The organism is Microbulbifer zhoushanensis (genome assembly GCF_021729055.1).
GTDB lineage: Bacteria > Pseudomonadota > Gammaproteobacteria > Pseudomonadales > Cellvibrionaceae > Microbulbifer > Microbulbifer zhoushanensis.
This window is the reverse complement of sequence record NZ_JAJSAO010000004.1, coordinates 84,217-109,756: the sequence shown is the minus strand read 5'-3', so window position 1 is coordinate 109,756 and position 25,540 is coordinate 84,217. Positions and strand designations below refer to the sequence as shown.

Sequence of the window (25,540 nt, the reverse complement as noted above, 5' to 3'; positions counted from 1 at the left end):
TGTAGGGGCCTGCAAGCAGGCTCCAACTCATTCACGAATATTTGGAACTGATCATGTCGGACAAATTTGACGTAATCGTAATTGGCTCCGGTCCGGGGGGATACGTAGCTGCAATCCGCGCCGCACAACTGGGCCTGAAAACCGCCTGTGTGGAAAAGTGGACCAACAAGGACGGTAAGGTCGTCAATGGCGGCACCTGCCTGAACGTTGGCTGTATTCCCTCCAAGGCCCTGCTGGACAGCTCCTGGAAGTATCACGAGGCAAAAGACTCCCTCGACGTTCACGGTATCGAGACCAGCAAGGTCAAGATTGACGTGCCGAAAATGCTCGGCCGCAAGGACGATATCGTCAAGAAGCTGACCGGCGGCGTCGCAGGCCTGTTTACTGCCAACAAGGTGACCTCTATTGAAGGTACCGGCAAGCTGCTGGCCAACAAGAAAGTGGAAGTGACCGACAACGATGGCAAGGCCACCACTTACGAAGCCGACAATATCATCCTGGCTTCCGGTTCCGTGCCCATCAATATTCCGCCGGCCCCGGTCGACAACAAGATTATCGTTGACTCCACCGGTGCGCTGGAGTTCGACAAGGTGCCGAAGCGCCTGGGCGTGATTGGCGCCGGTGTTATCGGCCTGGAGCTCGGTTCCGTATGGAGCCGCCTGGGTTCCGATGTGGTGGTTCTGGAAGCGCTGGACAAGTTCCTGTCGGTGATGGACCAGCAGATCGCCAAGGAATCCCAGAAGATCTTCAAGAAGCAGGGCCTGGACATCCGTCTTTCCTGCCGTGTGACCGGCTCCGAGGTTAAGGGCGACGAGGTTGTCGTTACCTACGAGGACAAGGACGGCAATGAACAGCAGGAAACCTTCGACAAGCTGATCGTGTGCGTGGGCCGTCGCCCCTACACCGAGGGCCTGCTGTCCGAAGATGCCGATGTGAAGCTGGACGAGCGCGGCTTCATCTACGTCAATGACCTGTGCATGACTTCTGCACCGGGTGTGTGGGCGGTAGGTGACGTGGTGCGCGGCCCGATGCTGGCACACAAGGCCTCTGAAGAGGGCGTGGTTGTCGCCGAGCGCATCGCCGGCCAGAAGCCGATGATGAACTACGACGTCATCCCCAACGTGATTTACACCCATCCGGAAGTGGCCGCAGTGGGCATGACCGAAGAACAGGTGAAATCCGAGGGCGAGCCCTACAATGTGGGTGTCTTCCCGTTTGCCGCCTCCGGCCGTGCCATGGCTGCCAACGACACCAGCGGCATGGTCAAGATCATCGCCCACGCCGAGACCGACCGTGTCCTCGGCGCGCACATCGTTGGCCCGTCTGCGGCGGACCTGGTGCAGCAGGTGGCAATTGCTATGGAGTTCGGCTCCAGCGCCGAGGACATCGGTATGACCGTATTCGGTCACCCGACCCTGTCCGAGGCGGTGAAGGAAGCGGCACTGGCGGCGAATGGCCACGCCATTCATATCGCCAACCGCAAGAAGCGCAAGTAAGAGCGGCCCTCCGGTCGCGAAGGGTGGGGCGGTTTTACCGCCCCACCGTTTTTCTGCCGGGAATATATCTTCCCGGCGGTGCGCGGCAACTCCCGCCGCGCAACATTGCCCCGGCAATGGACCCAGAATTTGAAATTTGCAACGACGGGAATTTCGAATTTTGTTCTTAGGTGCAGAGTGATCTGCAATTGGTAAACACATTTCAAATGTGAATTGGTATTGACTATGAACTTGCATGAGTATCAGGGCAAACAACTGTTTGCGGAATACGGATTGCCGGTTTCCAAAGGTATTGCAGCGGAAACCCCGGCAGAAGCAGTGGCGGCAGCGAAGGAAATTGGCGGCGACAAGTGGGTGGTAAAAGCCCAGGTACACGCCGGTGGCCGCGGCAAGGCCGGCGGTGTAAAGCTGGTGGACTCCACTGCCGAGATCGAGGAGTTTTCCCGCAAGTGGCTGGGTAACAACCTGGTTACCTACCAGACAGACGAGAACGGCCAGCCGGTTTCCCGCATCCTGGTCGAGAGCTGCACAGATATCGACCAGGAACTGTACCTGGGCGCGGTAGTCGATCGCTCCACCCGTCGCATCGTTTTCATGGCCTCCACCGAGGGCGGCGTTGAAATCGAGAAGGTAGCGGAAGAGACTCCGGAAAAAATCCTCAAGGCCACCGTCGACCCGCTGACCGGCGCGCAGCCCTACCAGGCGCGCGAGCTGGCGTTCAAGCTGGGCCTGGAAGGTAACCAGATCAAGCAGTTCACCAAGATTTTCCTGGGCCTCGCCAAGATGTTCGAGGAAAAGGACCTGGCGCTGCTGGAAATCAACCCGCTGGTAATCACTCCCGAGAAGAACCTGCACTGCCTGGACGCCAAGGTTGTGATCGACAGCAACGCGCTGTACCGCCATGCGGACCTGCGCGAAATGCACGATCCGTCCCAGGAAGACGCCCGTGAAGCTCACGCTGCCAAGTGGGACCTGAACTACGTGGCCCTGGACGGCAACATCGGCTGCATGGTGAACGGTGCCGGCCTGGCCATGGGTACCATGGATATCGTTAACCTGCACGGCGGCAGCCCGGCCAACTTCCTCGACGTTGGTGGCGGCGCTACCAAGGAGCGTGTGGTTGAAGCTTTCAAGATCATCCTGTCCGACGAGAACGTCAAGGCCGTCCTGATCAATATCTTCGGCGGTATCGTGCGTTGCGACCTGATCGCCGAAGGCGTGATCGGTGCAGTGGAAGAAGTTGGCGTGAAGGTGCCGGTTGTCGTGCGCCTGGAAGGTAATAACGCCGAGCTGGGCGCCAAGGTTCTGGCGGACAGCGGACTGAACATTATTGCAGCCAAGAGCCTGACTGACGCTGCCGAGCAGGTTGTTAAAGCTGCGGAGGGTAAATAATCATGTCAGTACTGATTAACAAAGACACCAAGGTAATCTGCCAGGGCTTCACCGGCTCCCAGGGCACTTTCCACTCCGAGCAGGCGATCGAGTACGGCACGAAGATGGTCGGCGGCGTGACCCCGGGCAAGGGCGGCCAGGAGCACCTGGGCCTGCCGGTCTTCAACACCGTAAAAGAAGCGGTTGAAGCCACCGGTGCAGAAGCGTCCGTAATCTACGTACCGGCGCCTTTCTGTAAGGACTCCATCCTGGAAGCAGCCAACGGCGGCATCAAGCTGATCGTGTGCATCACCGAAGGCATTCCTACCATGGACATGCTGGATGCCAAGGTTAAGTGCGACGAACTGGGCGTGCGCCTGATCGGCCCGAACTGCCCGGGTGTGATCACTCCGGGTGAGTGCAAGATCGGCATCATGCCGGGCCATATCCACAAGCCGGGCAAAGTGGGCATCGTGTCCCGTTCCGGTACCCTGACCTACGAAGCGGTCAAGCAGACCACCGACCACGGCTTCGGCCAGTCCACCTGCGTGGGCATCGGTGGCGACCCCATCCCGGGCTCCAACTTTATCGACATCCTGGAGATGTTCGAGAAGGACCCGGCTACCGAGGCTATCGTGATGATCGGTGAGATCGGCGGTACCGCGGAAGAAGAGGCTGCCGCTTACATCAAGGAAAATGTCACCAAGCCGGTGGTTTCCTACATTGCCGGTGTTACTGCTCCTCCCGGCAAGCGCATGGGCCACGCTGGTGCGATCATCTCCGGTGGTAAAGGCACTGCCGACGAGAAGTTCGCCGCCCTGGAAGACGCCGGTGTCAAAACCGTGCGCTCCCTGGCGCAGATCGGTGACGCACTGAAGGAAGTAACCGGCTGGTAACCAGTCGCTGCTTTCGAGCAAAAAAGCCGCCCTCGGGCGGCTTTTTTTATGCCTGCGCAGCATGCTATAAAGTTCTGGATAAAAACTAAGCCGCTGCATAAAGCAGCCAAGAGGACGCCATGAAAACCTTCACTCGTGCCTTACTGCTACTGGGTATCCTGTCATCACAGGCCTTCGCGGGCCCGTTTACTGACGAAATGTCCAAGTGTCTGGTCCATGAAACCAGTGACTCGGATAAGACGCTGTTTATCCAGTGGCTGTATGCGGCCATGTCATCCCATCCGGATGTAAAAAACCTTGCAAACATTTCCCCGGCACAGGCGTCGCAGATGAATAAGGATGCCGCCGGTCTGGTAATGGATCTGCTCGCTGACCGCTGTAAGGACGAGACCGCCCAGGCAATCAAGTACGAGGGAAAGAATGCCTTCGAAACGAGCTTTGCTGTTTTAGGCCAGGTCGCGATGCAGGGCTTGATGGCTAATCCGGATGTACAGGGCTATCTCAGTGGACTGGAGAAGCATTTTGATGGTGAACGCCTTGCCAGTGCCCTCGCTGTCGAGTGACTCGCCGACCTGGAAAATGAAACCGTATTTCTACTGTTCGTAGAGCTCCAGCGGCAGGCCGTCGGGATCACTGAAAAACGTGAAGCGCCTGCCGGTATATTCGTCTGTCCGCACCGGCTCGACCGCGATGCCGCCCCTTTCCAGTTGCGCGATCGCCGGTTCCAGCTCTGACACCCGGAATGCCAGGTGCCTCAGGCCCTGTGCTTCCGGATAGCTTGGGCGCGGGGGCGCGCCCGGGAATGAGAAGAGCTCAACCTGGCTTCCGTCAGGCAGAGCCAGGTCGAGTTTCCAGGAATCACGCTCTGACCGGTAGTTCTCTGCGCGTATTTTGAGGCCCAGGACCTCGGTGTAGAAATGGCGGGACACGCTGTAATCCGAGCAGATAATGGCAGCGTGGTGTATACCTTCCAGCATCTTCCTGTTCCAAGCTTTTGGGATTTTTATTGGTGCCGGGTTCTATCGGCACTTACCCTGAACTGTAAGAATTCCAGAAACCCGGCGACAGATGCAAATCCGGTCCTGTTATGGAAGGATGCCCTGGTGTCGGAAATGGAAAGGTAATCCCCCTGACTCGATACGACGTACAAGTATTCCTGGCTTTTGATCCCGATTGGGGAAGCATATTTTGACCAAGAAAATTGTCCTGATTGCATTGCTGCTGCTCCTGGGCATTGGCTTTTTCGCCTTTGACCTGAACCAGTACCTGACGCTGGAAAGCCTGAAACAGGGGCAGGCCCAGTTTGCCCAGTGGCAGCGCCAGTCGCCGCTGCTGGTGGCGCTACTCTTCGCAGCGCTCTACATCCTGGTTACCGCACTTTCCCTGCCCGGGGCGGCTATCATGTCGCTGGCGGCGGGGGCACTGTTTGGCTTGCTGTGGGGCTCTGTCATTACTTCCTTTGCGTCCACGTTCGGCGCTACCCTGGCATTCCTGGTCTCCCGTTACCTGCTGCACGACTGGGTGCAGGCACGTTTTGGCGATCGCCTGGAGGCTATCCATCGAGGGATGGCGCGGGAGGGGGCTTTTTACCTGTTTGCCCTGCGCCTGGTGCCGGTGTTTCCTTTCTTCATCATCAATATCGTCATGGGGCTCACGCGGATCCCCACCTGGACTTTCTACTGGGTCAGCCAGCTGGGGATGCTGCCTGCGACGTTCGTATACGTGAATGCCGGTACCCAGCTGGCGCAGGTGGACAGTCCCGGCGATATCCTGTCCCCGGGGCTGGTACTGTCCTTTGTCCTGCTGGGAGTGTTCCCGCTGCTGGCGAAGAAAGTCCTGAACGCAATCGAGCGTTACCGCGCCCGTGAATCCTGAAGCAACCCACTGACAAGTGAGGCAGATGTGGCCAAGCCCAAGAAGTTCGACCGCAACCTGATCGTGATTGGCGCCGGTTCTGCCGGGCTGGTGAGTGCCTACATCGCTGCAGCGATCAAGGCCAGTGTAACCCTGGTGGAGGCCGGTCCCATGGGCGGTGACTGCCTGAATACCGGCTGTGTGCCCAGTAAGGCGCTGATCAAGTGCGCGCGAGTGGCCCATGGTGCCCGGCAGGCAGCGGACTTCGGGGTAAAACTGGCAGAGCCGGAGATCGATTTTCCAGCGGTCATGCGCCATGTACGTTCGTCCATCGAAAGCATCGAGCCCCACGACAGTGTGGAGCGCTACACCGGGCTGGGTGTGGATGTGGTGCAGGGCAGGGCGCAGCTGGTGGACCCCTGGACGGTGAAAATCCGTCTCAATAGTGGTGGTGAGCGAGTACTTACTGCACGTGCGATCGTACTCGCCACTGGTGCCGAACCGCTGGTGCCGCCACTGCCCGGCCTGGACCAGGTGGACTACGTTACCAGCGAGACGCTGTGGCAGCGGTTTGCCAGCCTGGAGCGGGCCCCGGAAAAGTTTGTCGTGCTGGGTGGCGGTGCCATCGGCTGTGAGCTGGCCCAGGCCTTTTCGCGGCTGGGCTCCAGTGTCACGGTAGTGGAAATGGCCCCGCGACTATTGCCGGCGGAAGATGCCGAGGTATCCGAGGCCGTGGAGGAATCCCTGGTGGCTGGCGGAGTGAAAGTGCTCACGGGCTGCAAGGCAACCGGTTTCCTGCCCCGCGACGGCAGTGGTGGCCGGGTGACGGTGTCCGGCCACGGCGGCGAAACCACGCTGGAGTTCGATCAGCTGTTACTGGCGCTGGGGCGCCGGCCAAGGGTCACCGGCCTGGGGCTGGAGGAGCTGGGCCTGGTGAAGGACGGCCATATGCTTACCGATGATTTCCTGCGTACGGAGATCGGCCATATTCTCGCCGCAGGTGACCTGGTGGGCCCCTACCAGTTTACCCATATGGCATCGCACCAGGCCTGGTACGCGGCGGTGAACGGCCTGTTTGGCGACCTGAAGAAATTCCGTGTGGATTACTCCCTGGTACCGCGGGCGGTCTTTGTCGACCCGGAGGTGGCCAGCGTGGGCCTCAGTGAACACCAGGCCAGCGCCGATGGTGTCCCCTACACCGTGACCCGCTACGACCTCAACGACCTGGACCGGGCTATCGTCGACGGTTCCGCCCGGGGCTTTGTCAAAGTCCTCACGGTACCGGGCAAGGACAGGATCCTCGGGGCAACCATCGTGGGTGAAAACGCCGGTGAGCTGATTGCGGAGTTCGTGCTGGCGATGAAGCACGGCCTGGGCCTCAACAAGCTGCTGGGCACTATCCATATCTATCCCACCATGATGGAGGCCAACCGCTTCGTGGCCGGCAACTGGAAACGCGCCCACGCGCCACAGGGCGTGCTTGGTTTACTAGAGCGATTCCACCGCTGGCGGCGTGGCTAGGAAGAGGGTGAGGCTGGGCGGGCATAGCCCGCCGCCTCGGGTACTGCTTCGGACAGGGGAGGGGATTCAGAAGGCCGGTATGGCACCGCTCTCGAGCGGCCCGTTGTCAGCCAGGGCCTCTTCATTGGCCGCATCATTGGCGGCCTCGGCCAGGCGCTGTTCCTCGATACGGCTGTTCCAGGTCAGCAGTGCCTGGTAGTGGCGGATATTCTGTACGTAGGTCACCGGTTCCCAGCCGCGGGCGTAGCCGTGCCTGGTGCCCTTGTAATACTGGCGCTTGGCCAGCAGCGGCAGGCGCTCGCGGACATCGGTCCACAGGTCCGGGTTACCGCCCATCTTCTCGGTCAGCACCCGCGCATCCTCCAGGTGGCCGTAGCCCACATTGTAGGCGGCCAGGGCCATCCAGGTGCGGTCCGGTTCGCGGATACGCTCGGGAATCTTGTTGCGAAGCTCGACGATATAGCGGGCGCCACCCTCGATACTCTCGACCGGGTCCATCCGGTCGACGCCCAGCTCCCGCGCGGTGCCGCGGGTCAGCATCATCAGTCCGCGGACGCCGGTGCGGGACCGAGCCTTGGGATTCCAGTGGGATTCCTGGTAACTGAGGGCGGCCAGCAGGTGCCAGTCCAGCTCGTACTGGTCAGCGACTTTTTCCATGGTCTCGCGCCACTGGGGCAGGCGCTCGCGGGTGCTCTTGGCAAAGGCCTGGGCGCCGCCCACGTTCATCTCGCTGACATGGCCGAAGAACTTCTCCCGCAGCTCCGCCACCGTACCGTTGGTGTTGGCGCGTAGCATGAAATTGCGGGCTGCCCGGTAGAGGCTGTCATCCTCGCCGCGGGGGAATGCCCAGGCCACAGGCTGGAACTGCGTCAGGTTGAAGCCGATATGGGTGTTGGGGTAGAGGCCACGGTGCACGGCATAGGCATTGGAATCCACCACCGCGTAGGGGTATTTGCCCTCATCGACCATTTCCACCAGTTCCATGGCGTCGACATCGGAGATCTCGTCCCACTGCAGGTCGGGGTAGCGGCCGGATAGCTGGCGCAGTTGCTCGGCGTGGGCGCTGCCGGCGATCACCGCCACCTGCTTGCCCTGCAGGTCGCCCACTGAGCGCGGGCGTTTCTCGCCCAGGCGATAGATCACCTGCTGGCGGATCTCAAAATAGGAGGGGGTAAAGCGCACCTGGTCCCGGCGCATGGGGGTGACAGTCAGGCCTGCCGCCGCCAGGTGGGCGCCCTCTGCCGGGGAGTCGAGGCGGGTGAAGATCTCGTCCAGGTCGTGAACGTCGCGAATCTCCAGGTCCACGCCCAGGTCTTCGGCGAAGGCCCGCAGCAGGCCATACTCGAACCCGGTATGGGTGCCGGAGGCATCCTCGTAATAAGTAGTGGGACCATTCTGGGACAGGACCACCAGCTTGCCGGCCGCTTTGACCTGCTCGAGCGTGTCCGGGGCCTTGCTCGCCACGATCAGCGAGGCACAGCAGGCCAGCGCCAGGCCCTTGGCCAGGCGGCGGCTGTATCGCAACATGCGGCTTTTCATGATCATAAACAGTCCCCTCTAGTCCCTTAGTTCTTATCGCTTTCATCGGTGCGCTTTCGCGCCAGCGGTTGCCGGTGGAGCTCATCCTGAGCATGGCCGGTCCGGCAAAAGGTCCGCGATTCTAACCCATATGGCGAGAAATTGCTCGCTGGCGGGTTTTTGCTTTGTGATCTGGCTACTTGTACTTACCCAGCAAGTCTAGTATGGCCGACTGGGTCCCAGCGGCGCGGAGAACCACATCACGTTGAACCCGCCGCCTTTTTCCTGCCCGGCTGCAGCCGGGTGCTTTGGGCGTCCGGGAGCTGGCTCTCGCCGGGCGGATAACCATACTTGGACAGTGTTGGAGTCGCCGCGGTTCGGGTACAATTGCGCCCTTCCCAACCCCGGGCGCTCTCCCGGGGGCGCGGTGCGACACCTGGCGCGCCGATTCTCACATTCAGACAAGAGGCAAACTCCCGCGATGCTAGTTCTGCGTGGTGCTCCCGCACTGTCGAAATTCCGCCACCAAAAGTTACTCAGCCAGCTGCGTTCCCTGCAGCCCGCGATCGAAGATGTCTACGCCGAGTTCGTGCATTTTGCCGATACCGACAAGCTGGACAAAAAGGAAGAGGCGCTGCTGGAGCGCCTGTTGCAGTACGGCCCCACCGAGGAAAAGCACAAGCCCGAAGGCGAGCTGCTGCTGGTGGTGCCGCGCCCCGGCACTATCTCTCCCTGGTCCTCCAAGGCCACCGATATCGCCCATAACGCCGGCCTCGAGCAGATCCACCGGCTGGAACGTGGTGTTGCCTACTACCTTACCGGTATCCAGTTAACCGGCGCTGAACGGGAGGCGCTGGCTGCCCAGTTGCACGACCGTATGGTCGAGAGTGTGCTGTCCGACTTCGACCAGGCCGAGCAGCTGTTCCAGGTCGAGAAGCCGCGCCGGTTGGGCACCGTGGACCTGCTGGACGGCGGTCGCAATGCCCTCGAAGAGGCCAACGTGAGCCTGGGCCTGGCGCTGGCGGACGACGAGATCGATTACCTGCTGAAGAGCTTCGAGGAGCTGGAGCGCAATCCCACCGACGTGGAGCTGATGATGTTCGCCCAGGCGAACTCGGAGCACTGCCGCCACAAGATCTTCAACGCCAGCTGGACCATTGACGGCGAGGACCAGGACCTGTCCCTGTTCGGCATGATCCGCAATACCTACCAGAAGGGGGGTGACAACGTGCTGTCCGCCTACGCGGACAACGCGGCGGTGGTCACCGGCTCTGAAGCCGGCCGCTTCTACCCGGACCCGGAGTCCCGCGAGTACGGCTTCAGCCAGGAGCCGATCCATATGCTGATGAAGGTGGAGACCCACAACCACCCGACTGCCATCGCACCCTTCCCGGGCGCCGGTACCGGTGCCGGTGGCGAGATCCGCGATGAGGGTGCCGTGGGCCGCGGCTCCAAGCCCAAGGTGGGGCTGACCGGCTTTACTGTCTCCAACCTGCAGATCCCCGGTTACCTGCAGCCGTGGGAAGTGGACTATGGCAAGCCCGAGCGCATCGTTACCGCGCTGGACATCATGATTGAGGGGCCCATTGGTGGCGCTGCGTTCAACAATGAGTTCGGCCGCCCGAATATCTGCGGTTACTTCCGTACCTTCGAGGATGATTTCGACGGCGAGCGCCGCGGCTACCACAAGCCCATCATGATCGCCGGCGGCTACGGCAATATCCGCGAAGAGCACATCGACAAGCCGGAATTCGCTCCCGGCGCCAAACTGGTGGTGCTCGGGGGCCCGGCCATGCTGATCGGCCTGGGCGGCGGTGCAGCTTCCAGTATGGCCAGTGGCACCAGTTCCGAGGACCTGGACTTTGCCTCGGTGCAGCGCCAGAACCCGGAAATCGAGCGCCGCTGCCAGGAAGTGATCGACCAGTGCTGGCAGCTGGGCGACAAAAACCCGATTGCATTTATCCACGACGTGGGTGCCGGCGGTCTGTCCAATGCCTTCCCCGAGCTGGTGAAGGACGGCGGCACCGGCGGCAAGTTCGAGCTGCGCAACGTTCCCTGTGACGAGCCGGGCATGAGCCCGCTGGAAATCTGGTGCAACGAGTCCCAGGAACGCTATGTTCTCGCCGTGATGCCGGACGACCTGGAGAAGTTCGAGCAGATCTGTGCGCGGGAGCGCGCGCCCTACGCGGTGGTGGGCGAGGCCACCGAAGACAAGCACCTGCTGCTCAACGACAAGAAATTTGAGGCGAAGCCCGTCGACCTGCCCATGTCGGTACTGTTCGGCAAGCCGCCGAAGATGCATCGCAAGGCCGACAAGCGCAAGGTCAGCACCACCCCGTTCGTGACCGAGGATATCGAGCTGGACGAGGCGGTGGACCGTGTCCTGCGCCTGCCCACCGTGGCCAGCAAGAGCTTCCTGATCACCATCGGCGACCGCACCGTGACCGGGCAGGTGGCCCGCGACCAGATGGTTGGCCCCTGGCAGGTGCCGGTGGCGGATTGTGCCGTCACCACCGTGGCTTACGACAGCTACGCCGGCGAGGCCATGGCCATGGGGGAGCGCACCCCGGTGGCCCTGCTGGATGCCCCCGCGTCCGGTCGCCTGGCGGTGGGCGAGGCGATCACCAATATCGCTGCCGCCCGTATCGGCAAGCTGTCGGATATCAAGCTGTCTGCCAACTGGATGTGCGCCGCTGGCCACCCCGGTGAGGAAGAGAAGCTCTTCCGCACCGTGGAAGCGGTGGGTATGGAGCTGTGTCCGGAGCTGGGTATCACCATCCCGGTGGGCAAGGATTCCATGTCCATGCGCACCGCCTGGAATGATGCCGGCCTGGACAAGGCGGTCACGGCCCCCCTGTCCCTGGTCATCTCCGCATTCTCGCCGGTCACGGACGTACGCAAGACCGTGACCCCGCAGCTCAAGGTCGGGCGCGACAGCGAGCTGGTATTCGTCGACCTGGGTGCGGGCAAGAACCGCCTGGGCGGTTCCTGCCTGGCGCAGGTTTTCAACCAGCTGGGTGACAAGCCCGCGGACCTGGATGATGCCCGACTGCTGAAGGGTTTCTTCGAGGTCATGCAGGAGGCGCTGGAAGAGGACATCATCCTCGCCTACCACGACCGCTCCGACGGCGGGCTGTTCGTGACCCTGGCCGAGATGTGCTTCGCCGGGCGCACCGGGGTGGATGTGGATATCTACGAGCTGGGTGAGGACGTGATTGCGGCGCTCTTCAGCGAAGAGCTGGGCGCCGTGCTGCAGGTGCCTGCCAATGAGGCAGAAATCCTGGTGCAGCGCTTCGGCGCTGTGGGCGTGCCGGCGCACCAGATCGGCTACCTGAACCGCGACGACAATGTGCGTATCACCCGCGGTGGCCGCGAATTCTTCAGCCGCTCCCGTGCCGAGCTGCAGCGGGCCTGGTCCGAAACCAGCTACCAGGTCCAGTCCCTGCGCGACAACGCCGAGTGCGCCGAACAGGAATTCGCCGCGATTACCCGCGACGACCCGGGCCTGTCGGTCAACCTGACCTACGACATCAACGAGGATATCAGCGCGCCCTATATCAAGAAGGGCGAGCGCCCCCGCGTGGCGATCCTGCGGGAGCAGGGCGTCAACAGCCAGGTGGAGATGGCGCACTCTTTCCATCGTGCCGGCTTCAACGCCGTGGATGTCCATATGAGCGATATCCTGGCCGGCCGCGTTACCCTGGACGAGTTCAAGGGCCTGGTGGGCTGCGGGGGCTTCTCCTATGGTGACGTGCTGGGTGCCGGTGAGGGCTGGGCCAAGACCATCCTCTTTAATGACCGCGCCCGCGACCAGTTCGAGGGCTTCTTCAATCGCCAGGACACCTTCGGCCTGGGAGTCTGTAACGGTTGCCAGATGTTTTCCGTGATCAAGGAGCTGATCCCCGGGGCGGCGCACTGGCCGCGCTTTGTGCGTAACCTGTCCGAACAGTACGAGGCGCGTTTTGCGCTGGTGGGTATCGAAGATTCCCCGTCGGTGCTGTTCAACGACATGGCCGGTTCCTGGATGCCGGTGGCGGTTGCCCACGGCGAGGGCCGGGTGGAGTTCCCGGACCAGGAGGCTCTGGAAGCCTGCGAGAAATCCGGCACCATCGCCATGCGCTACCTGAACAACCATCGCCAGATCACCGAGACCTACCCGGCCAACCCAAATGGCTCGGCCAACGGTATTACCTCGCTGTGCTCCGAGGACGGGCGCGTCACCATCATGATGCCGCACCCGGAGCGGGTCGCCCGTGCCGTCAGCAACAGCTGGCATCCGGATGACTGGGAAGAGGATTCCGGCTGGATGCGCCTGTTCCGCAATGCGCGCGTGTTTGTCGATTAAAACCGTGTTACCGCACCGGTAATCCGAAAGCCCGCTCAGTGAGCGGGCTTTTTTATGCCGGGTTAAGAGGGTTTTTGTGCCAAAAGGCCCGCAACGGGATTTGCACTGGTGATGGGGGTTCGTAGTGTCGCATGGCCAGAAAGTCCAGCATTGACCGGAAAAATCCATATTTCCTGCTACACTTAAACTGTCATTCCAAAATAATTTTTTATATATGGTGCAATTTCTGCAACCAGTCGCTGAATTCACCAGCCTGCGCTCACCGCCCCGGGAGCAGCGTTGCAGGCAGAGATTTCCACTTTTTATCGCTACCCACTGTCCGCTGCCGGCGCCAGCTGGGCATTCGTGTGGTGTGGCGCGGGACCGCCGGTGTCCCACCACCTACTAAATCGTTGATTCCGCTTGCGGCAAGAAACTCCGAGGAGGTTGCTATGGCTTACAACGAAGAGCTTGCAGAAAAGGTGCGTGAGCTTTTACAGGAAAACGACGGGCTTACCGAGAAGCAGATGTTTGGTGGCCTGGCATTTATGCTGAACGGCAATATGGCCTGCGGTGTGGTTGGCGAGGAGCTGATGGTGCGCGTGGGCCCCGATAATTACCAGGAGGCCCTGGGCGAGCGCTATACCCGCCCGATGGATTACACCGGCCGGCCACTCAAGGGCATGGTGTATGTCGAGGAGGACGCGATCCTTGCGGACCTGGACGACTGGGTTTGCCGTGGTGCCGAGTTTGCCGGATCCCTGCCGCCGAAATAACCCCCTCGATTATTTTCGCCGCGAAACAAGGCTTCCCGGCGGCTCCGCCGAACTGTATTACGGTCGTGTCGGCCGGTCCTGCTTGAAAGCTTTGATAAAGCCCCCGGGCAGCGCCGGCCATCACCGGCATCAGCCCAGCTGCAGGTGCTTGTTTAGTGGTAGCTCGCGGTACCTTCGTCCGCTGGCCGCAAAAACCGCGTTGGCAATACTGGGTGCCACCGGCGGCACGCCGGGTTCGCCGACGCCCGCCGGCGCTTCATCTGAAGCCACCAGTTCCACTTCCAGCGGTGGGCACTGGTGCATCCGCAGCAGCTGGTAGTCATGGAAATTACTGTTGGCTACCGCACCGTCTTCCATGCGGATTTCCCCCAGTAAGGCCAGGCTCATGCCGAAAATCATCGAGCCTTCCATCTGCGACTTCACCCGGTCCGGGTTGACCGCGAGCCCCACATCGGCCACTGCGTGCATCTCCAGTATTTCCAGCCGGTTGTCCTGCACGCGCACTTTGGTGGCAATGCCCACGTAGGAGAGGAAGCTGCGGTGCACCGCGATGCCCCAGCCCTCACCATTGCCGGACTTGTGGTCGCCGCGCAATGACAGGTCCGCCCGTGCCGCAGTGCGGCGCAGGATGTTTTTCAGGCGCGCCGTGTCGTACGGGAATTTCTCCAGCGGCTCACCATAATTGCCGAATTTGTAATCCCCCTGGCTGGGGTCAATGGTGCGATCCGGCCCAATCAGCTCGAGCAGGAAACGGTCTGCGGGGACACCGGCGGCGTGGGCGAGCTCATCGGCAAAACTGCAGCGACCAAAAGCGTTCTGGATATTGCTAACCGAGCGCAGCCAGCCGATACGGGCATGGTATTCCGCCTGTTGGGTTTCCGAGCGGCGGTTGTCTACGGCAAAGGGCAGGTCGGCAAAACCCAGGTCCAGTTCGAACCCGGCCGGGTGGTCCACACCTGGTGAAAAAGTGCCGCCGATGGAGGGGAATGCGGCCCGTTGCAGCCAGCCGGTTACCCGGCCGTCGCTGTCCAGCCCGGCGCGATAATATTCGGCGCTGGCGGCATGGTAATAGTCATGGCGGATATCATCCTCACGGCTCCATACAACCTTGACCGGCTTCTGCATCTTGCGCGACAACAGGGCCGCCTCGATCACGAAGTCGGGTTTTGACTTGCGGCCAAAACCGCCGCCCAGCAGGGTGACATTGACCGTGACCTGTTCCGGCTCCAGTCCCAGCGCATTGCCGACATGCTGCTGTACCGACTGGGGGTCCTGCACGCAGGCCCAGATCTCGCAGCCTTTATCGGTGGTCACGGCGGTGGCACTGGGCGGTTCCATGGTGGCGTGGGCCAGGTAGGGTACCGTATAGACCGCCTCATGGGTTCTCCTGGCTGACGCCAGCGCACCCTCCACGTTGCCGTGGTCGGTGATCTTCTTGCCTGGCTCGCGAACACGTTGCTGCAGTGTTTCCAGGTAGGCATCGCTGTTGTGTTCGTGATGGCCGGTCCGGCTCCAGGTAACCTGCAGTGCCTTGCGCGCCTTGAGGGCAGTCCAGGTGTTGGTGGCAAGCACCGCCACCCCGCTCAGGGCGTGAAACAATGGCGGTTCCGTGCCGCCGTCGAGTCGCTCTATGGCTACCACCCCCTTTATTTTGCGCGCCGCGCGGTCATCGAGTTTCTCGATGGTGCTGCCCAGCACGGGGGCCCGTTCGATGCTGGCAATCAGCATGCCGTCGATGCTGACATCCTGGCCGAAATCGGCCGCGCCCACCACCATGGCCGGCGTATCGACAGTATTGACCGGCTTGCCGATATAGCGGAAATCCTCGCTGCCTTTCAGCCGCAGTTCCTCCTCATCCGGTACCGGCTGCCCGGCTGCCGCCGTAGCCAGCTCGCCGAATGGCAGGCTGCGCCCGGACGGTGTATGCACCACACGATGGTTTTTTGCCGCGCATTCGCCGGCGGGCACCTGCCATTGCTCGGCCGCAGCTCTCTCCAGCATGGTGCGCGCACTGGCACCCATGCGGCGCATGGTGTCGTAGAAGCGGCGGATACTGCGTGAGCCGTCGGTGTTCTGGCTGCCGTAGCGCTTGTCGCCGAGGCCCTGTACCACCTCCACTTTCTGCCAGTCGGCTTCCAGCTCGTCAGCGGCTACCTGGGGCAGGCCGGTGCGGATGCCCTGGCCCATCTCCGAGCGGTGGCAGATGATTGAAACGGTGTCGTCAGGCGCGATACTGATAAACAGGTTGAGCTTGCTGGCGTCCCCGGCCGGTGTTGCCCAGCTGGGCTGCCAACCGGGCAGGGCAGTGCCCAGTACCAGCCCGCCGGCGGCGAGTCCGGTCAGTTTCAGGAAATGGCGGCGGCTGACATTTTCCACGGGGCTGTTGTTGTCAGGCATTTTCCTTCTCCCCTACTGCGTTGACGAAATTGCCGGCAGACTTGATCGCCGCCTTGATCCTGGGATAGGTGCCACAGCGGCACAGGTTGCCGGTCATGGCCCGGTCGATATCACTGTCCGCCGGGTTCGGGTTGTCCCGCAACAGTGCGGCGGCACTCATCAGCTGGCCGCTCTGGCAGTAACCGCACTGGGGCACATTGTGCTCGATCCATGCCTGTTGCAGCGGGTGGTCGCCGTTTGCCGACAAACCCTCGATGGTGGTGATAGCCTTGCCGCTGGCCGCGTTTACGGGGGTGAGGCAGGCGCGCACCGGGCGTCCGTCCAGGTGAATGGTGCAGGCGCCACAGAGTCCCTGGCCACAGCCGAACTTGGTGCCGGTCATCTGCAGTTCGTCCCGCAATAACCACAGGAGAGGCATATCCTCGTCCACGTCTATTTCGTGTTTTTCGCCATTGATGGTCAGCTGCATTATTTTTCTCCGTAGGCTCGCCAGTCTTCGGGGGTGTCGATATCGATAGCGGCGTTGGCAACCGGCACACTGATGACATCGGCATGTTGGTCCCGCAGTATCCCGCGGGCCCCGCGATCATTGTCCAGCCCCTCCAGGCGGGGGAAGAGCTGTCTTGGGAAAATGGCGGGTACACCGCGCCGTTCGGTGTAATAGCTACACACTATTCCGCGATGCTTCTTCCATTCCGCCAGCAGGGATGCAATATCCGCTGTGCAGATTGCCACCTGGTCCGCCAGTAACACCAGGGCTGCATCATATTGCTCCGGCAACTGGCGGATGCCGAATGCCAGCGAGCTGCCCATACCGCCGCGCCAGCCATGGTGTTCACGCAGGTCCAGCTCCGGGTGCGTTTCTTCAAGCTGCCGGTGCCAGGCACCGCTGACAATAATGGGGTCCGGCAACTGCATTGATGTCACTGTGTCGACACAGCGTTGCAGCAGTGTTTTCCCCTGGTATTGCAGTAACAGTTTGCAGGCGCCGAAGCGATTGGCAGCACCGGCAGCCAGGATGATTGGCTGGACTTGCTCCATTGTCCTTCCCCGCATCAGGCCGGGACGCGTCGCGGCCCCGCCGGCTCATCGCATGCGGCGGACTCGTCGAGGTCGGTAATAAATTTTCCGCTTCCGCCGTGCAGCACCGCATGCAGCTCTGCACAGGTGGACAGCGCGATGCTCTCCGGCAATTCCCCACCGAGATCCAGGCCAATGGGCGCCCGCAGGGGGGTGTCCAGGTTTCGGTTCAATTCTGTGAGCGACGTGCCGGCCAGTGCCAGCACCCGGTCCCGCCGGCTGGTAGGCCCGAGCAGGCCCAGGTAGCGCAGGTGCTGTCCCTGCAGCAGGCGCACTGCCGCCGCGTCCAGCTCCAGGTTGTGGCTCATGATCACGGCGGCATCAATGTGGGGCAGGTCGAGGTGCTGGCTGAGTTCATCGGGAGGGCAGGAATAACAGTGACAGCCGGGGAAATAGGCGGGCCGCGCGTTGGCCGGGCGCGGGTCGCACAGGCTTACCTGCCAGCCCTGGGTACGGAACAGTTGGGCCATGGGCCGTGCATCCACGCCCGCACCAACAACAAGGATATGGGCAGGCGGTGTAACGGGAGTCCGCAGCCAGTCGCCATCCTCGCGCTGCACCAATGTGGCGCGCCCCGTCGGCCCACTGTTCCCGGCCGGCTCGACACCTGCTGCTACTTCACCGTTGACCGGTATTTTCTGTAGGTAGTAACACGGTTGGCGCTGCTGCAGCTGCTCGCGCAGCCGGCCCAGTTGCAGGTAATCGTTGTCGGCCTGCACCGGCTGCAGCAATATATGCACAGTGCCGCCGCAGCCGATACCGAGCTGAAACGCGAAGTCGTCCTCGTCGCTGCCGTCATAGCACAGCGTTTTGGCCGCACCGGAGTGGGCGACCTGTCGGGCATGGCGCTGGATGTCCGCTTCCAGGCAGCCGCCACTGAGCAGGCCATAATGCCGGCCCAGGTCATCGAACAGCATCATTGCCCCGGCCTTGCGATAGCAGGGGCCGGCAGTGCGGTAGATACTGCCCAACACCCAGGTGCGCTCTCTGCGTTGCCCGTACCAGAGATCGAGCAGGGCTGTCAGCTGGTTTGCCATAGGACCGCCTGTTTATGGTTCTGGGTTCGACACCTGCTGTCGATACTAACTGATTCACTTTATTGCTGCACCGCTTCCTGTCGCACCTGGACCGTCGCTGGCCCCATCACCGGGAAGGGATGTGAAAGCCCGCCGGTCCCTGACGGCAGCTGTTGAGCATTTGGCGCGCATTGCATCTTCTTGTGGCTCGAATAACAGCAAGCCCCGGGCCGATACCATGAGTTGTCGGGGGGGGGGAGACCCCGAATTGCTGCCAATGTAATTTGATGTAGTTTTACGGCGTCATGCATGAGCGCTATGATCGAGCCCTGGTCTACCGTGCTCCGGGACAGGATGCTATGGGGCAACGACTGCGTACGGGTATGCGATTGCAAGCGCCGCCCGGCAACAGGTTAATCACTTAGGGAAGAGCATGACTGACGTTGCGGTTATTATTGTAAATTACAATACCGGACACCTGGTGTCAGAGAATATCGAGAGGGTTTTCTCCTCGGTGGACGACACCGGCATAGAGTTAAGCCTGTTTATCGTCGATAACGCATCCACGGATGATTCCCGGGGGCTGTTGTCACGGGCCCGGGCAAGCAGCTCGCATGCCGCCTCCATCAACCTGATCGACAGTAGCCATAACGGCGGCTTCTCCTATGGTAATAACCTGGCCCTCGAAGCGGTTTCACGCAGTGGCCTGAATCCCGATTACTACTACTTCCTCAACCCGGACGCCTACCCAGTGGAGGGCGCCATTGATGCATTGGTGGCTTTTTCCCGCGCCCGGGGGGATCTCTGTATTCTCGGGTCCACGCTGCTGGATGAAAACCTGGTGCCCAGGCCTTCTGCATTCCGTTTCCCCTCACTGGTCTCGGAGATGCAACGCGCAGTTTCCCTGTCACTAATCGACCGATTTTTTCCCCATCGCCGGGTCAGTATGGGCGTTCCGGAGGAACCGATCGAGGCCGATTGGGTTACCGGGGCCGGTTTTTTTCTCAGTGAGCAGGTGCTGAGCCGCCTTGGTCACCTGGATAGTGGTTACTTTCTCTATTTTGAGGAGGTGGATTATATGCGTCGTGCACGCCGACAGGGCGTAGCGATTTACTCGCTGCCGGCATCCAGGATTGTGCACCTTGCCGGTGCGGCGACAAATATTGTCGGCAGCCAATCGGCGGCCCGGCCCATGCCGGACTACTGGTATGAATCCTGGAATCGCTACTTTTACAAGAATCATTCACGGCTCTATGCCTTTTCCGCCGGTTTCGCCTGGCTGCTTGGGCGCATGACCAATAACCTGCTGGCCATCTTTATTCCGCGGCGCCGCCGGGTTGATGGCCATTCCATGGGGCGCTTCCTTAAAAAAGCCATGTTGGGGAACTGAGTATGGAGAAGGGACGATCGACCGCTGCCGCACCGCTGCCGAAAGGTGATCGAAACTGCAATCCCCCCGGCATCGGTTTCTGGGCGCTGGTCAGGGAAGATTTTGTCACCCATGACCGCGACTGGTTGAGCCAGGGGTTCTGGGCAGTATTTTGCCACCGCTTTGGTAACTGGCGTATGGGGGTACGTTCCCGCTTGCTGCGTGCGCCACTGACAGTCGCTTACCGTATCTGGCGGATACTCTGCCAGTGGTTGTGTGGGATCAAACTGGACTACACCGTCGGTCTGGGGCGCAGGGTGAAGATTGAACATTTTGGTGGCATTGTTCTTGGCGCGCGCTCTATCGGCGACGACGTGGTTTTCCGGCAGAACACGACTCTTGGAATTGCCAGTGCAAGCGACCGCAACGCCAAACCAACAATCGGCTCCCGGGTCAATGTGGGTGCCGGTGCGGTGATTGTGGGTGATATTACGATTGGGAATGATGTCTCGATCGGGGCCAATGCAGTGGTCAGTGTTGACGTCCCCGCAGGCGCGCGCGTGCGGGCACCGAGAGCCAGTATCAATGTCACCCGGAAAGCCGATACCCGGGAGGTGGAGGTTGTCGATAATTAAGTCCGGTAACTGCTGCCCCGGGTGGTACACTCTGGATAACTTTTCATTTTAGAACCTTCAAATTGGTACGCTTGCTGCCATTCTTTTCGACGCTAAGCGATTTATTAAAACTAGTTGCCATTCGCGGTGTGATGCGTGTCTAATGCAGGAAACTTCTGTGGCAATTGGATGACGGTCGATCCCATATGGAAATGGAGCAGGCACCGCCGTGCCCTGGCGTATCGCCAGTGCGGATTGTTTTGCAGCTGGCAGGCCAGCTGGTCACCCGACTGCTGATTCAGTTTCGCAGGCTAGGCAAGGGCCTGGTACTGCTCTACCTGGTAGTTTTCCTCGGATTGCTGGCCCTGGTGGTCATATCACAGGGGCTGGGCGTCCCTGTGCAAAACCTTACCCGCGATCCTGTTGCTGTGATCCGGGCCCCTTTTTATACCGGCATCCTGTCGAATCTTGGCATTCTGCTATGGTGTGCCGCCGCCGCAATTTCCCTGTTTTGCGCAGCGCTTGTGGGTCGACTTGGCCGTGACAGGAAGCAACAATCATTTCTTTTCTGGTCCGGTGCCTTCATCATACTGCTTCTTCTTGATGACCTGTTTCTCCTGCATGAAGTTGTGTTCCCGTATTATTTTGGTCTTCGGGAACGCTATGTGATCCTGCTGTACGGGTTCTGTATGGTGGTCTACCTGGTGCGCTTCTGGCGGACGATGCTGAACACAGACTTCCTTATTTTTTTCTGCGCCGGTGGCTTTTTCACGTTGTCGCTGGCCGTCGACAAGTTGCCGGAGGATATCCTGCCGCTTCACCATATTTTCGAAGACGGCAGCAAGTTCCTTGGTATTGCGTCCTGGCTGTTATACCTGGTGCGAACTTCCTTCCAGTTAGTGATTGATGCCGTTCCCGGCAGAGCGGTCAAAGAGGGCATGTGATGCCCGCCAATGACCCGGTGCTGCTATTCGCGCCGAATGCCTCACTGTCTTTCGGGGGGGAGGCGGCGCGGCCATTGCGCTATTTCCTGGAACTCCATCGCCGTCACATCCATGCCCACCTGCTGGTGCATGCCCGGAACCGGTGCTGGCTGGATATTGCGTATCCAGCACTCACGGGCTACATCCACTATGTGCCCGAAATCCGCCTGGAGCGTTGGGTGGCGAAACTGGGCTGCCGGTTGCCGGAGCGTATCCATACGATGACCACCGGCATGTTGCTGTGGCTGATTATGCAATGGCGGGCACGCCCCCTGATTCATCGCCTTGTCCGTAGTTATGGCCTGGCGTTGATTCACCAGCCAATCCCGATCTCGCCCCGGGCACCATCACTGGTGCACGGATTTGGTGTGCCGGTGATTATCGGCCCCCTGAACGGGGCGATGGATTATCCGCCGGCGTTTCGTTATCGGGAGCCCCTCCTGTCCCGGCTGCTGGTGAGCGGCGTACGCGCTCTGGCACGTCCCATGGCGGCATTTTGCCGCGGTCTTCCCGACGCCCGGATGGTTCTGGTTTCCAATGCGCGTACCCGGGCGGCGCTGCCGCCTGGCCTGCGGGGCGAGGTCTGCGAGCTCGTTGCCAATGCGGTGGATACGCGCGAGTACGCACCGAGAGTGGGAGGTCGTCAGCCCGGCAGGTTGCACCTGCTGTTTTGCGGGAGGCTGGTCTCCTTCAAGGGCGTGGACCTGCTGTTGCGGGCAGTGGCCCGGCTCCCGGCCGGATTGCCGGTAGTGCTGGAAGTTGTCGGCGATGGCGCAGAGCGCACCGCCCTGGAGAGCCTGGGCGAAGCACTGGGATTGCAGTCAAAGGTGGTTTTTTCCGGCTGGGTGGACGCATCCGGGCTGGCCGACTGTTATCGGCGCGCCGATGTTTTTGTTTTGCCGAGCCTGCGCGAGGCTGGCGGGGCGGTGGTCATGGAGGCGATGGCGGCGGGGCTGCCGGTAATTGCTGCGGACTGGGGTGGGCCGGCGGATTACCTGCCGCAGGATGCCGGGATCCGGGTACCGGTCAGCAGCGTTGAGGGATTCATCGAGGGCCTGGTAGCTGCGGTTTGCAAGCTGGCTGAAGATCCCTGCATGCGAGAGGCAATGGGCCTGGCCGGGCGCAGCGCGGCAACCGCTGGAATGGATTGGCAGGCGCGCATCGACGAACTGGAGCGGATCTATCGCGCACTGGGGCGCGAGGTGGTTGCGGTACAACAACCTGATGGGCCGTGCCGGGCAGCCACAGTCGATGGCGGGAAACGGAGCTAGTCCAGGTCTGCCGGCGGCGGCTGGACCTAGCCGCCAGGGCGTCACTGCGCCATGCACCAGATGGGCTAGACTCAGGCCAAATCATCATGAGAATCGCCTGTCGCCCGGTGCTCCGGAGCGCAGTGGTGACGGCTTACCCGTCCGGCCTGAAAGGTACCCCCATGCGCACAATCACACTCCATAATGGCGTCGAAATTCCCCAGATCGGCTTTGGCACCGCTGCTATCGGGGCCTGGCAACAGGATGACAGCCGTGTCACAGATACTCTCCTCAAGGCCCTGGCAGTGGGTTACCGTCACTTTGACACGGCTTCTGTGTACGGCAACGAGCGCGCCCTGGGACGCGCCATCCTGCAGTCCGGAATTCCGCGCGACGAGCTGTTTATCGTCAGCAAGGTGTGGGATACAGAGCAGGGCAGCGATACGCAGGCGGCATTCGAGCGGAGTCTCGAGCGCCTGGAACTGGAATATCTGGACCTCTACCTGGTGCACTGGCCCGTGCCAGCCTACACGCGCGAGACCTGGGAGGCGATGGAGTCGCTTTACGATGAAAAGAAAATCCGTGCCCTGGGCCTGTCTAATTTCCGCAAGTCAGACATAGAGCAGCTCGCCACCTTCGCCCGCATCAAGCCCACTTACAACCAGCTGGAACTGCATCCCTACTTCACCCAGAAAGCACTGGTGGAATACTGCCAGTTCCACCAGATGGCGGTGTCCTGCTGGTCCCCCCTGGGAACCGGGGGCTGGAGTGATGTGAAGACCCGGGAGAAGCCGGTCAGTGACCCGGTGATCCAGGAACTGGCGGAAAAGCACGGGGTCAATGCCGGGCAGATTATCCTCAAATGGGATGTCCAGCAGGGCCGGATTGTGATTCCCAAGGCCGAGAGCATCGAGCACATGACCGGCAACCTGGAGCTGTGGGGATTTGAATTGAGCGATGAGGAGTTGGCGACGATCGATAACCTCAATCGTGACCTCCGCTTTGGCGGAGATCCGGACACCGCGCATGAATCCAACCGGCAGGTGCAGGTGCCGGAGTAGGGTACGGCGTGACTTGCCCGGCAGCTGCCAGCTCTAGCGACGCAGCGCTCCGGTCCCTCGCGCCAGGGGTTCCCCCAGCAGGGCACCGACGCGGATACAGAGGGCGGCCACAATCCCGCAGGCCAGCCCCCAGAAATGCGCCTCGTGCACAACCGGGGCGTCGATCCACCGGGATACCAGGGAACCCTCAGTGCCGTAGTACTCCGAGTAAACCTTCAGCGCCAGGATGGAGAGCAGCAGCGTGCCCCGCCAACGTGTCTCGCGCTGCAGGATTTCCTGGGTAGCGCTGAGTGCCAGCAGGGCATGAACAAGCCCGGAAAGCCCCATATACCAGCTGACATGTGGCTCAAACAGCACCAGCGCCAGTCCACACAGTGTTGCCAGCACGGAAACCTCGATCAGCAGGCGGGTCAGGGGATGGCGGTTTGGGAACAGGACCCAGTACAGCAGCAGTGTCGCTACATTGAGCAACAGGTGGTTCAGGTCGGTATGGGTGAAGTGCCCGCTGGCAATTCGCCAGTACTCGCCCGAGAGGACCAGGGCCCGGTCGTAGCGCAGCAATGCATCCAGGTCCTGGGGAGAGGATTGCACCAGGCAGGCGAGGCCAATGAGGACCGCCGGCCCGGCCCAGAGGCTGAGTTTTTCCAGCAGGTGATGCATGGTTTATCCCCGGTTGCTGTTTTCAGGCTACGCTGGCCTCGGGTTCCCGCTGTGCCTCCAGGTGACCGCGGCGGGCCTGCTCCACCAGGGAGGGTTCGCGCTCCGCCTTCTTGTTCTGGATGCGTAACGCCTCCCGGTAGTCGGTATTGGAAACGATAAACTCCTCGGCGCGCTGGTTGATATCGGAGTAGAGCGCGTTCAGTTCCGCAATCTTGGCCGACAGGTGTTCCAGGTCCAGGATCCGGTCAAAATAGAGTGCGATCAGCCGCTCACACTCCCGCCCTACGGCCAGGTACTCGTTGCCTATCTCCCGGTGCCCCTCGTAGTTCTTCTTGAAATTGAAAAAGGTCTGTACGCCACCCAGTAGTGCAGTGACCAGCGCCAGGCCGGCACCCGCCCACTTGGTCCAGTCGGGCAATTCGGCATTGATAAGGGAGAAAAACAGGGAGCCCAGGAACAGGTTGATCACCACGATGGGCACCCCGCACAGCACATGCAGGTTGCGCCCACGCATGGAGGCGCGGAAGTGGCTGTGCTTGCACAGGTGAGCGTTCCAGCGGAGTTTTTCCAGGACTTCGACGGTATTGGGGATCGTGGCCATGCCGGGGACTTATTCTACTTGTTCGCCGGCAGTGTACAGCTTTTGCGTGGAATTTGGAGTGATCCCCCGTCAGATGGGCCTGAGCAGGCGCCCCTGCCTGGGCAGGAAGTAATTGTCGTAGTCGAGGGAGAGCAGGACCCGGTGTGCCCTGCCGACAATTTCCCGGCGGGGGACAAGCCCTATCACGCGGGAATCGGCACTGTTGTCACGATTGTCGCCGAGGACCAGGAAATAGTCGGCGGGTATGCTGACCGGCGCAAAGCTGGACAGCCTGTTGGCTTCCCGCTCCAGGCGCACCGGATGGGGTTGGCCCGGCAGCATCTCCAGCAGTTCACGGGAGGCAGGGCTATCTGTGTGCAGCTGGTACTGGACGGGCACCCCGTTGAGAACCAGTTGGTTACCCCGCAGCGCCACGGTATCCCCCGGTGTGCCGATTACCCGCTTGACCAGCCGGTTGCCGGTCACACCGGAATCGAAGACAACAATATCGCCCCGCGCTGGCTCGCCGAGGCGGACCAGGGAGCGATGGGTAAAGGGTACGCGCAGGTCGTAGGCCAGCTTGTCCACCAGGATGTAATCGCCCACCTGGATGGTCGGCCGCATCGACCCGGTCGGTACGTGGTTCCAGTCGGCGAGGGCGCTGCGAAAGATAAGCATCAGCGCCACAAAGAGGAGTATTCCGCGGTGATCCTTCAGCCTGAATCCCGATCCCTGGTTCATTGCACAATCCCTTTTCCACTGTCCGGCCTTGGA

Annotated in this window: 22 protein-coding genes; 13 read left to right on the top strand and 9 right to left on the bottom strand. The window is 61.2% G+C overall.

Features of this window, described 5'->3' with window-relative positions; genetic code table 11:
* Window positions 1-53 precede the first annotated feature (53 nt).
* The 4 genes from lpdA (at window position 54) to LVD10_RS09160 (ending at window position 4,326) form a co-directional block, all read left to right on the top strand.
* Window positions 54-1,496 carry a dihydrolipoyl dehydrogenase gene (gene lpdA / locus LVD10_RS09175; protein ID WP_232941349.1) on the top strand — a complete coding sequence of 481 codons (1,443 nt, stop codon included), beginning with the start codon at window positions 54-56 and terminating at the stop codon, window positions 1,494-1,496.
* 225 nt (window positions 1,497-1,721) lie between these two features.
* The gene (gene sucC, locus LVD10_RS09170; RefSeq protein ID WP_232941350.1) at window positions 1,722-2,888 is read left to right on the top strand and encodes an ADP-forming succinate--CoA ligase subunit beta; all 1,167 of its coding nucleotides are present in this window, start codon (window positions 1,722-1,724) and stop codon (window positions 2,886-2,888) included.
* A gap of 2 nt (window positions 2,889-2,890) precedes the next feature.
* Window positions 2,891-3,763 (top strand): succinate--CoA ligase subunit alpha, encoded by an 873-nt coding sequence (gene sucD / locus LVD10_RS09165; protein ID WP_232941351.1) that lies wholly within the window; start codon window positions 2,891-2,893, stop codon window positions 3,761-3,763.
* 119 nt (window positions 3,764-3,882) lie between these two features.
* Window positions 3,883-4,326, top strand: coding sequence for a calponin homology domain-containing protein (locus LVD10_RS09160; RefSeq protein ID WP_232941352.1), 444 nt, complete (start codon window positions 3,883-3,885; stop codon window positions 4,324-4,326).
* Between the two features lie 30 nt (window positions 4,327-4,356).
* Here LVD10_RS09160 and gloA2 read toward each other — a convergent pair whose 3' ends face one another.
* Window positions 4,357-4,740 carry an SMU1112c/YaeR family gloxylase I-like metalloprotein gene (gloA2, locus tag LVD10_RS09155; RefSeq protein ID WP_232941353.1) on the bottom strand — a complete coding sequence of 128 codons (384 nt, stop codon included), beginning with the start codon at window positions 4,738-4,740 and terminating at the stop codon, window positions 4,357-4,359.
* Window positions 4,741-4,951: 211 nt separating this feature from the next.
* On the opposite strand from gloA2, the gene LVD10_RS09150 reads away from it, so the two are divergent.
* Complete coding sequence (locus tag LVD10_RS09150; protein ID WP_237063341.1) at window positions 4,952-5,638, top strand: TVP38/TMEM64 family protein; 687 nt, start codon at window positions 4,952-4,954, stop codon at window positions 5,636-5,638.
* Between the two features lie 27 nt (window positions 5,639-5,665).
* Entirely contained in the window at window positions 5,666-7,138 is a 1,473-nt protein-coding gene (locus LVD10_RS09145) for a dihydrolipoyl dehydrogenase family protein (RefSeq protein WP_237063339.1), read from the top strand.
* Window positions 7,139-7,204: 66 nt separating this feature from the next.
* Here LVD10_RS09145 and mltF read toward each other — a convergent pair whose 3' ends face one another.
* Window positions 7,205-8,683, bottom strand: coding sequence for a membrane-bound lytic murein transglycosylase MltF (mltF, locus tag LVD10_RS09140; RefSeq protein WP_237063337.1), 1,479 nt, complete (start codon window positions 8,681-8,683; stop codon window positions 7,205-7,207).
* A 454-nt stretch (window positions 8,684-9,137) separates the two neighbouring features.
* On the opposite strand from mltF, the gene purL reads away from it, so the two are divergent.
* Both purL and LVD10_RS09130 read left to right on the top strand, forming a co-directional pair.
* Window positions 9,138-13,001: a phosphoribosylformylglycinamidine synthase gene (gene purL, locus LVD10_RS09135; protein WP_237063335.1), complete on the top strand. Its 3,864-nt coding sequence runs from the start codon at window positions 9,138-9,140 to the stop codon at window positions 12,999-13,001.
* A gap of 431 nt (window positions 13,002-13,432) precedes the next feature.
* A complete protein-coding gene (locus LVD10_RS09130; RefSeq protein ID WP_237063333.1) occupies window positions 13,433-13,756 on the top strand; it encodes a TfoX/Sxy family protein in 324 nt (107 codons plus the stop codon).
* A 129-nt stretch (window positions 13,757-13,885) separates the two neighbouring features.
* Here the strand turns inward: LVD10_RS09130 and LVD10_RS09125 are convergent, their stop codons facing one another.
* From LVD10_RS09125 to LVD10_RS09110, 4 genes are read right to left on the bottom strand one after another with little or no spacing between them, the layout of a single operon-like run.
* Window positions 13,886-16,153, bottom strand: coding sequence for a xanthine dehydrogenase family protein molybdopterin-binding subunit (locus tag LVD10_RS09125; protein ID WP_237063331.1), 2,268 nt, complete (start codon window positions 16,151-16,153; stop codon window positions 13,886-13,888).
* On the bottom strand, window positions 16,146-16,625 hold the full coding sequence (locus LVD10_RS09120; RefSeq protein ID WP_237063598.1) for a (2Fe-2S)-binding protein: 480 nt from the start codon (window positions 16,623-16,625) through the stop codon (window positions 16,146-16,148). Before LVD10_RS09120 ends, LVD10_RS09125 begins: the two co-directional genes overlap by 8 nt.
* Window positions 16,622-17,194 (bottom strand): nucleotidyltransferase family protein, encoded by a 573-nt coding sequence (locus tag LVD10_RS09115; protein WP_237063329.1) that lies wholly within the window; start codon window positions 17,192-17,194, stop codon window positions 16,622-16,624. The genes LVD10_RS09120 and LVD10_RS09115 overlap by 4 nt, the downstream gene beginning before the upstream one ends.
* Window positions 17,195-17,208: 14 nt before the next feature.
* The gene (locus LVD10_RS09110; protein ID WP_237063327.1) at window positions 17,209-18,270 is read right to left on the bottom strand and encodes an XdhC family protein; all 1,062 of its coding nucleotides are present in this window, start codon (window positions 18,268-18,270) and stop codon (window positions 17,209-17,211) included.
* Window positions 18,271-18,682: 412 nt separating this feature from the next.
* Between LVD10_RS09110 and LVD10_RS09105 the strand changes: the two genes are divergently transcribed.
* The 5 genes from LVD10_RS09105 to LVD10_RS09085 all read left to right on the top strand — a co-directional run bounded on the left by LVD10_RS09105 (window position 18,683) and on the right by LVD10_RS09085 (window position 23,526).
* Window positions 18,683-19,639, top strand: coding sequence for a glycosyltransferase family 2 protein (locus LVD10_RS09105; RefSeq protein ID WP_237063325.1), 957 nt, complete (start codon window positions 18,683-18,685; stop codon window positions 19,637-19,639).
* Window positions 19,640-19,641: 2 nt separating this feature from the next.
* Complete coding sequence (locus LVD10_RS09100; RefSeq protein WP_237063323.1) at window positions 19,642-20,253, top strand: serine O-acetyltransferase; 612 nt, start codon at window positions 19,642-19,644, stop codon at window positions 20,251-20,253.
* Between the two features lie 185 nt (window positions 20,254-20,438).
* Entirely contained in the window at window positions 20,439-21,176 is a 738-nt protein-coding gene (locus LVD10_RS09095) for a DUF8692 domain-containing protein (protein WP_237063321.1), read from the top strand.
* Window positions 21,176-22,486 carry a glycosyltransferase family 4 protein gene (locus LVD10_RS09090; protein ID WP_237063319.1) on the top strand — a complete coding sequence of 437 codons (1,311 nt, stop codon included), beginning with the start codon at window positions 21,176-21,178 and terminating at the stop codon, window positions 22,484-22,486. Before LVD10_RS09095 ends, LVD10_RS09090 begins: the two co-directional genes overlap by 1 nt.
* Before the next feature lie 161 nt (window positions 22,487-22,647).
* On the top strand, window positions 22,648-23,526 hold the full coding sequence (locus LVD10_RS09085) for an aldo/keto reductase (RefSeq protein ID WP_237063317.1): 879 nt from the start codon (window positions 22,648-22,650) through the stop codon (window positions 23,524-23,526).
* Window positions 23,527-23,559: 33 nt separating this feature from the next.
* Here LVD10_RS09085 and rrtA read toward each other — a convergent pair whose 3' ends face one another.
* The 3 genes from rrtA to lepB all read right to left on the bottom strand — a co-directional run bounded on the left by rrtA (window position 23,560) and on the right by lepB (window position 25,507).
* A complete protein-coding gene (gene rrtA, locus LVD10_RS09080) occupies window positions 23,560-24,186 on the bottom strand; it encodes a rhombosortase (RefSeq protein WP_237063315.1) in 627 nt (208 codons plus the stop codon).
* Window positions 24,187-24,208: 22 nt separating this feature from the next.
* Window positions 24,209-24,787: an SLATT domain-containing protein gene (locus LVD10_RS09075; RefSeq protein ID WP_237063313.1), complete on the bottom strand. Its 579-nt coding sequence runs from the start codon at window positions 24,785-24,787 to the stop codon at window positions 24,209-24,211.
* Window positions 24,788-24,856: 69 nt separating this feature from the next.
* A complete protein-coding gene (gene lepB / locus LVD10_RS09070) occupies window positions 24,857-25,507 on the bottom strand; it encodes a signal peptidase I (RefSeq protein ID WP_237063311.1) in 651 nt (216 codons plus the stop codon).
* Window positions 25,508-25,540: the final 33 nt, after the last annotated feature.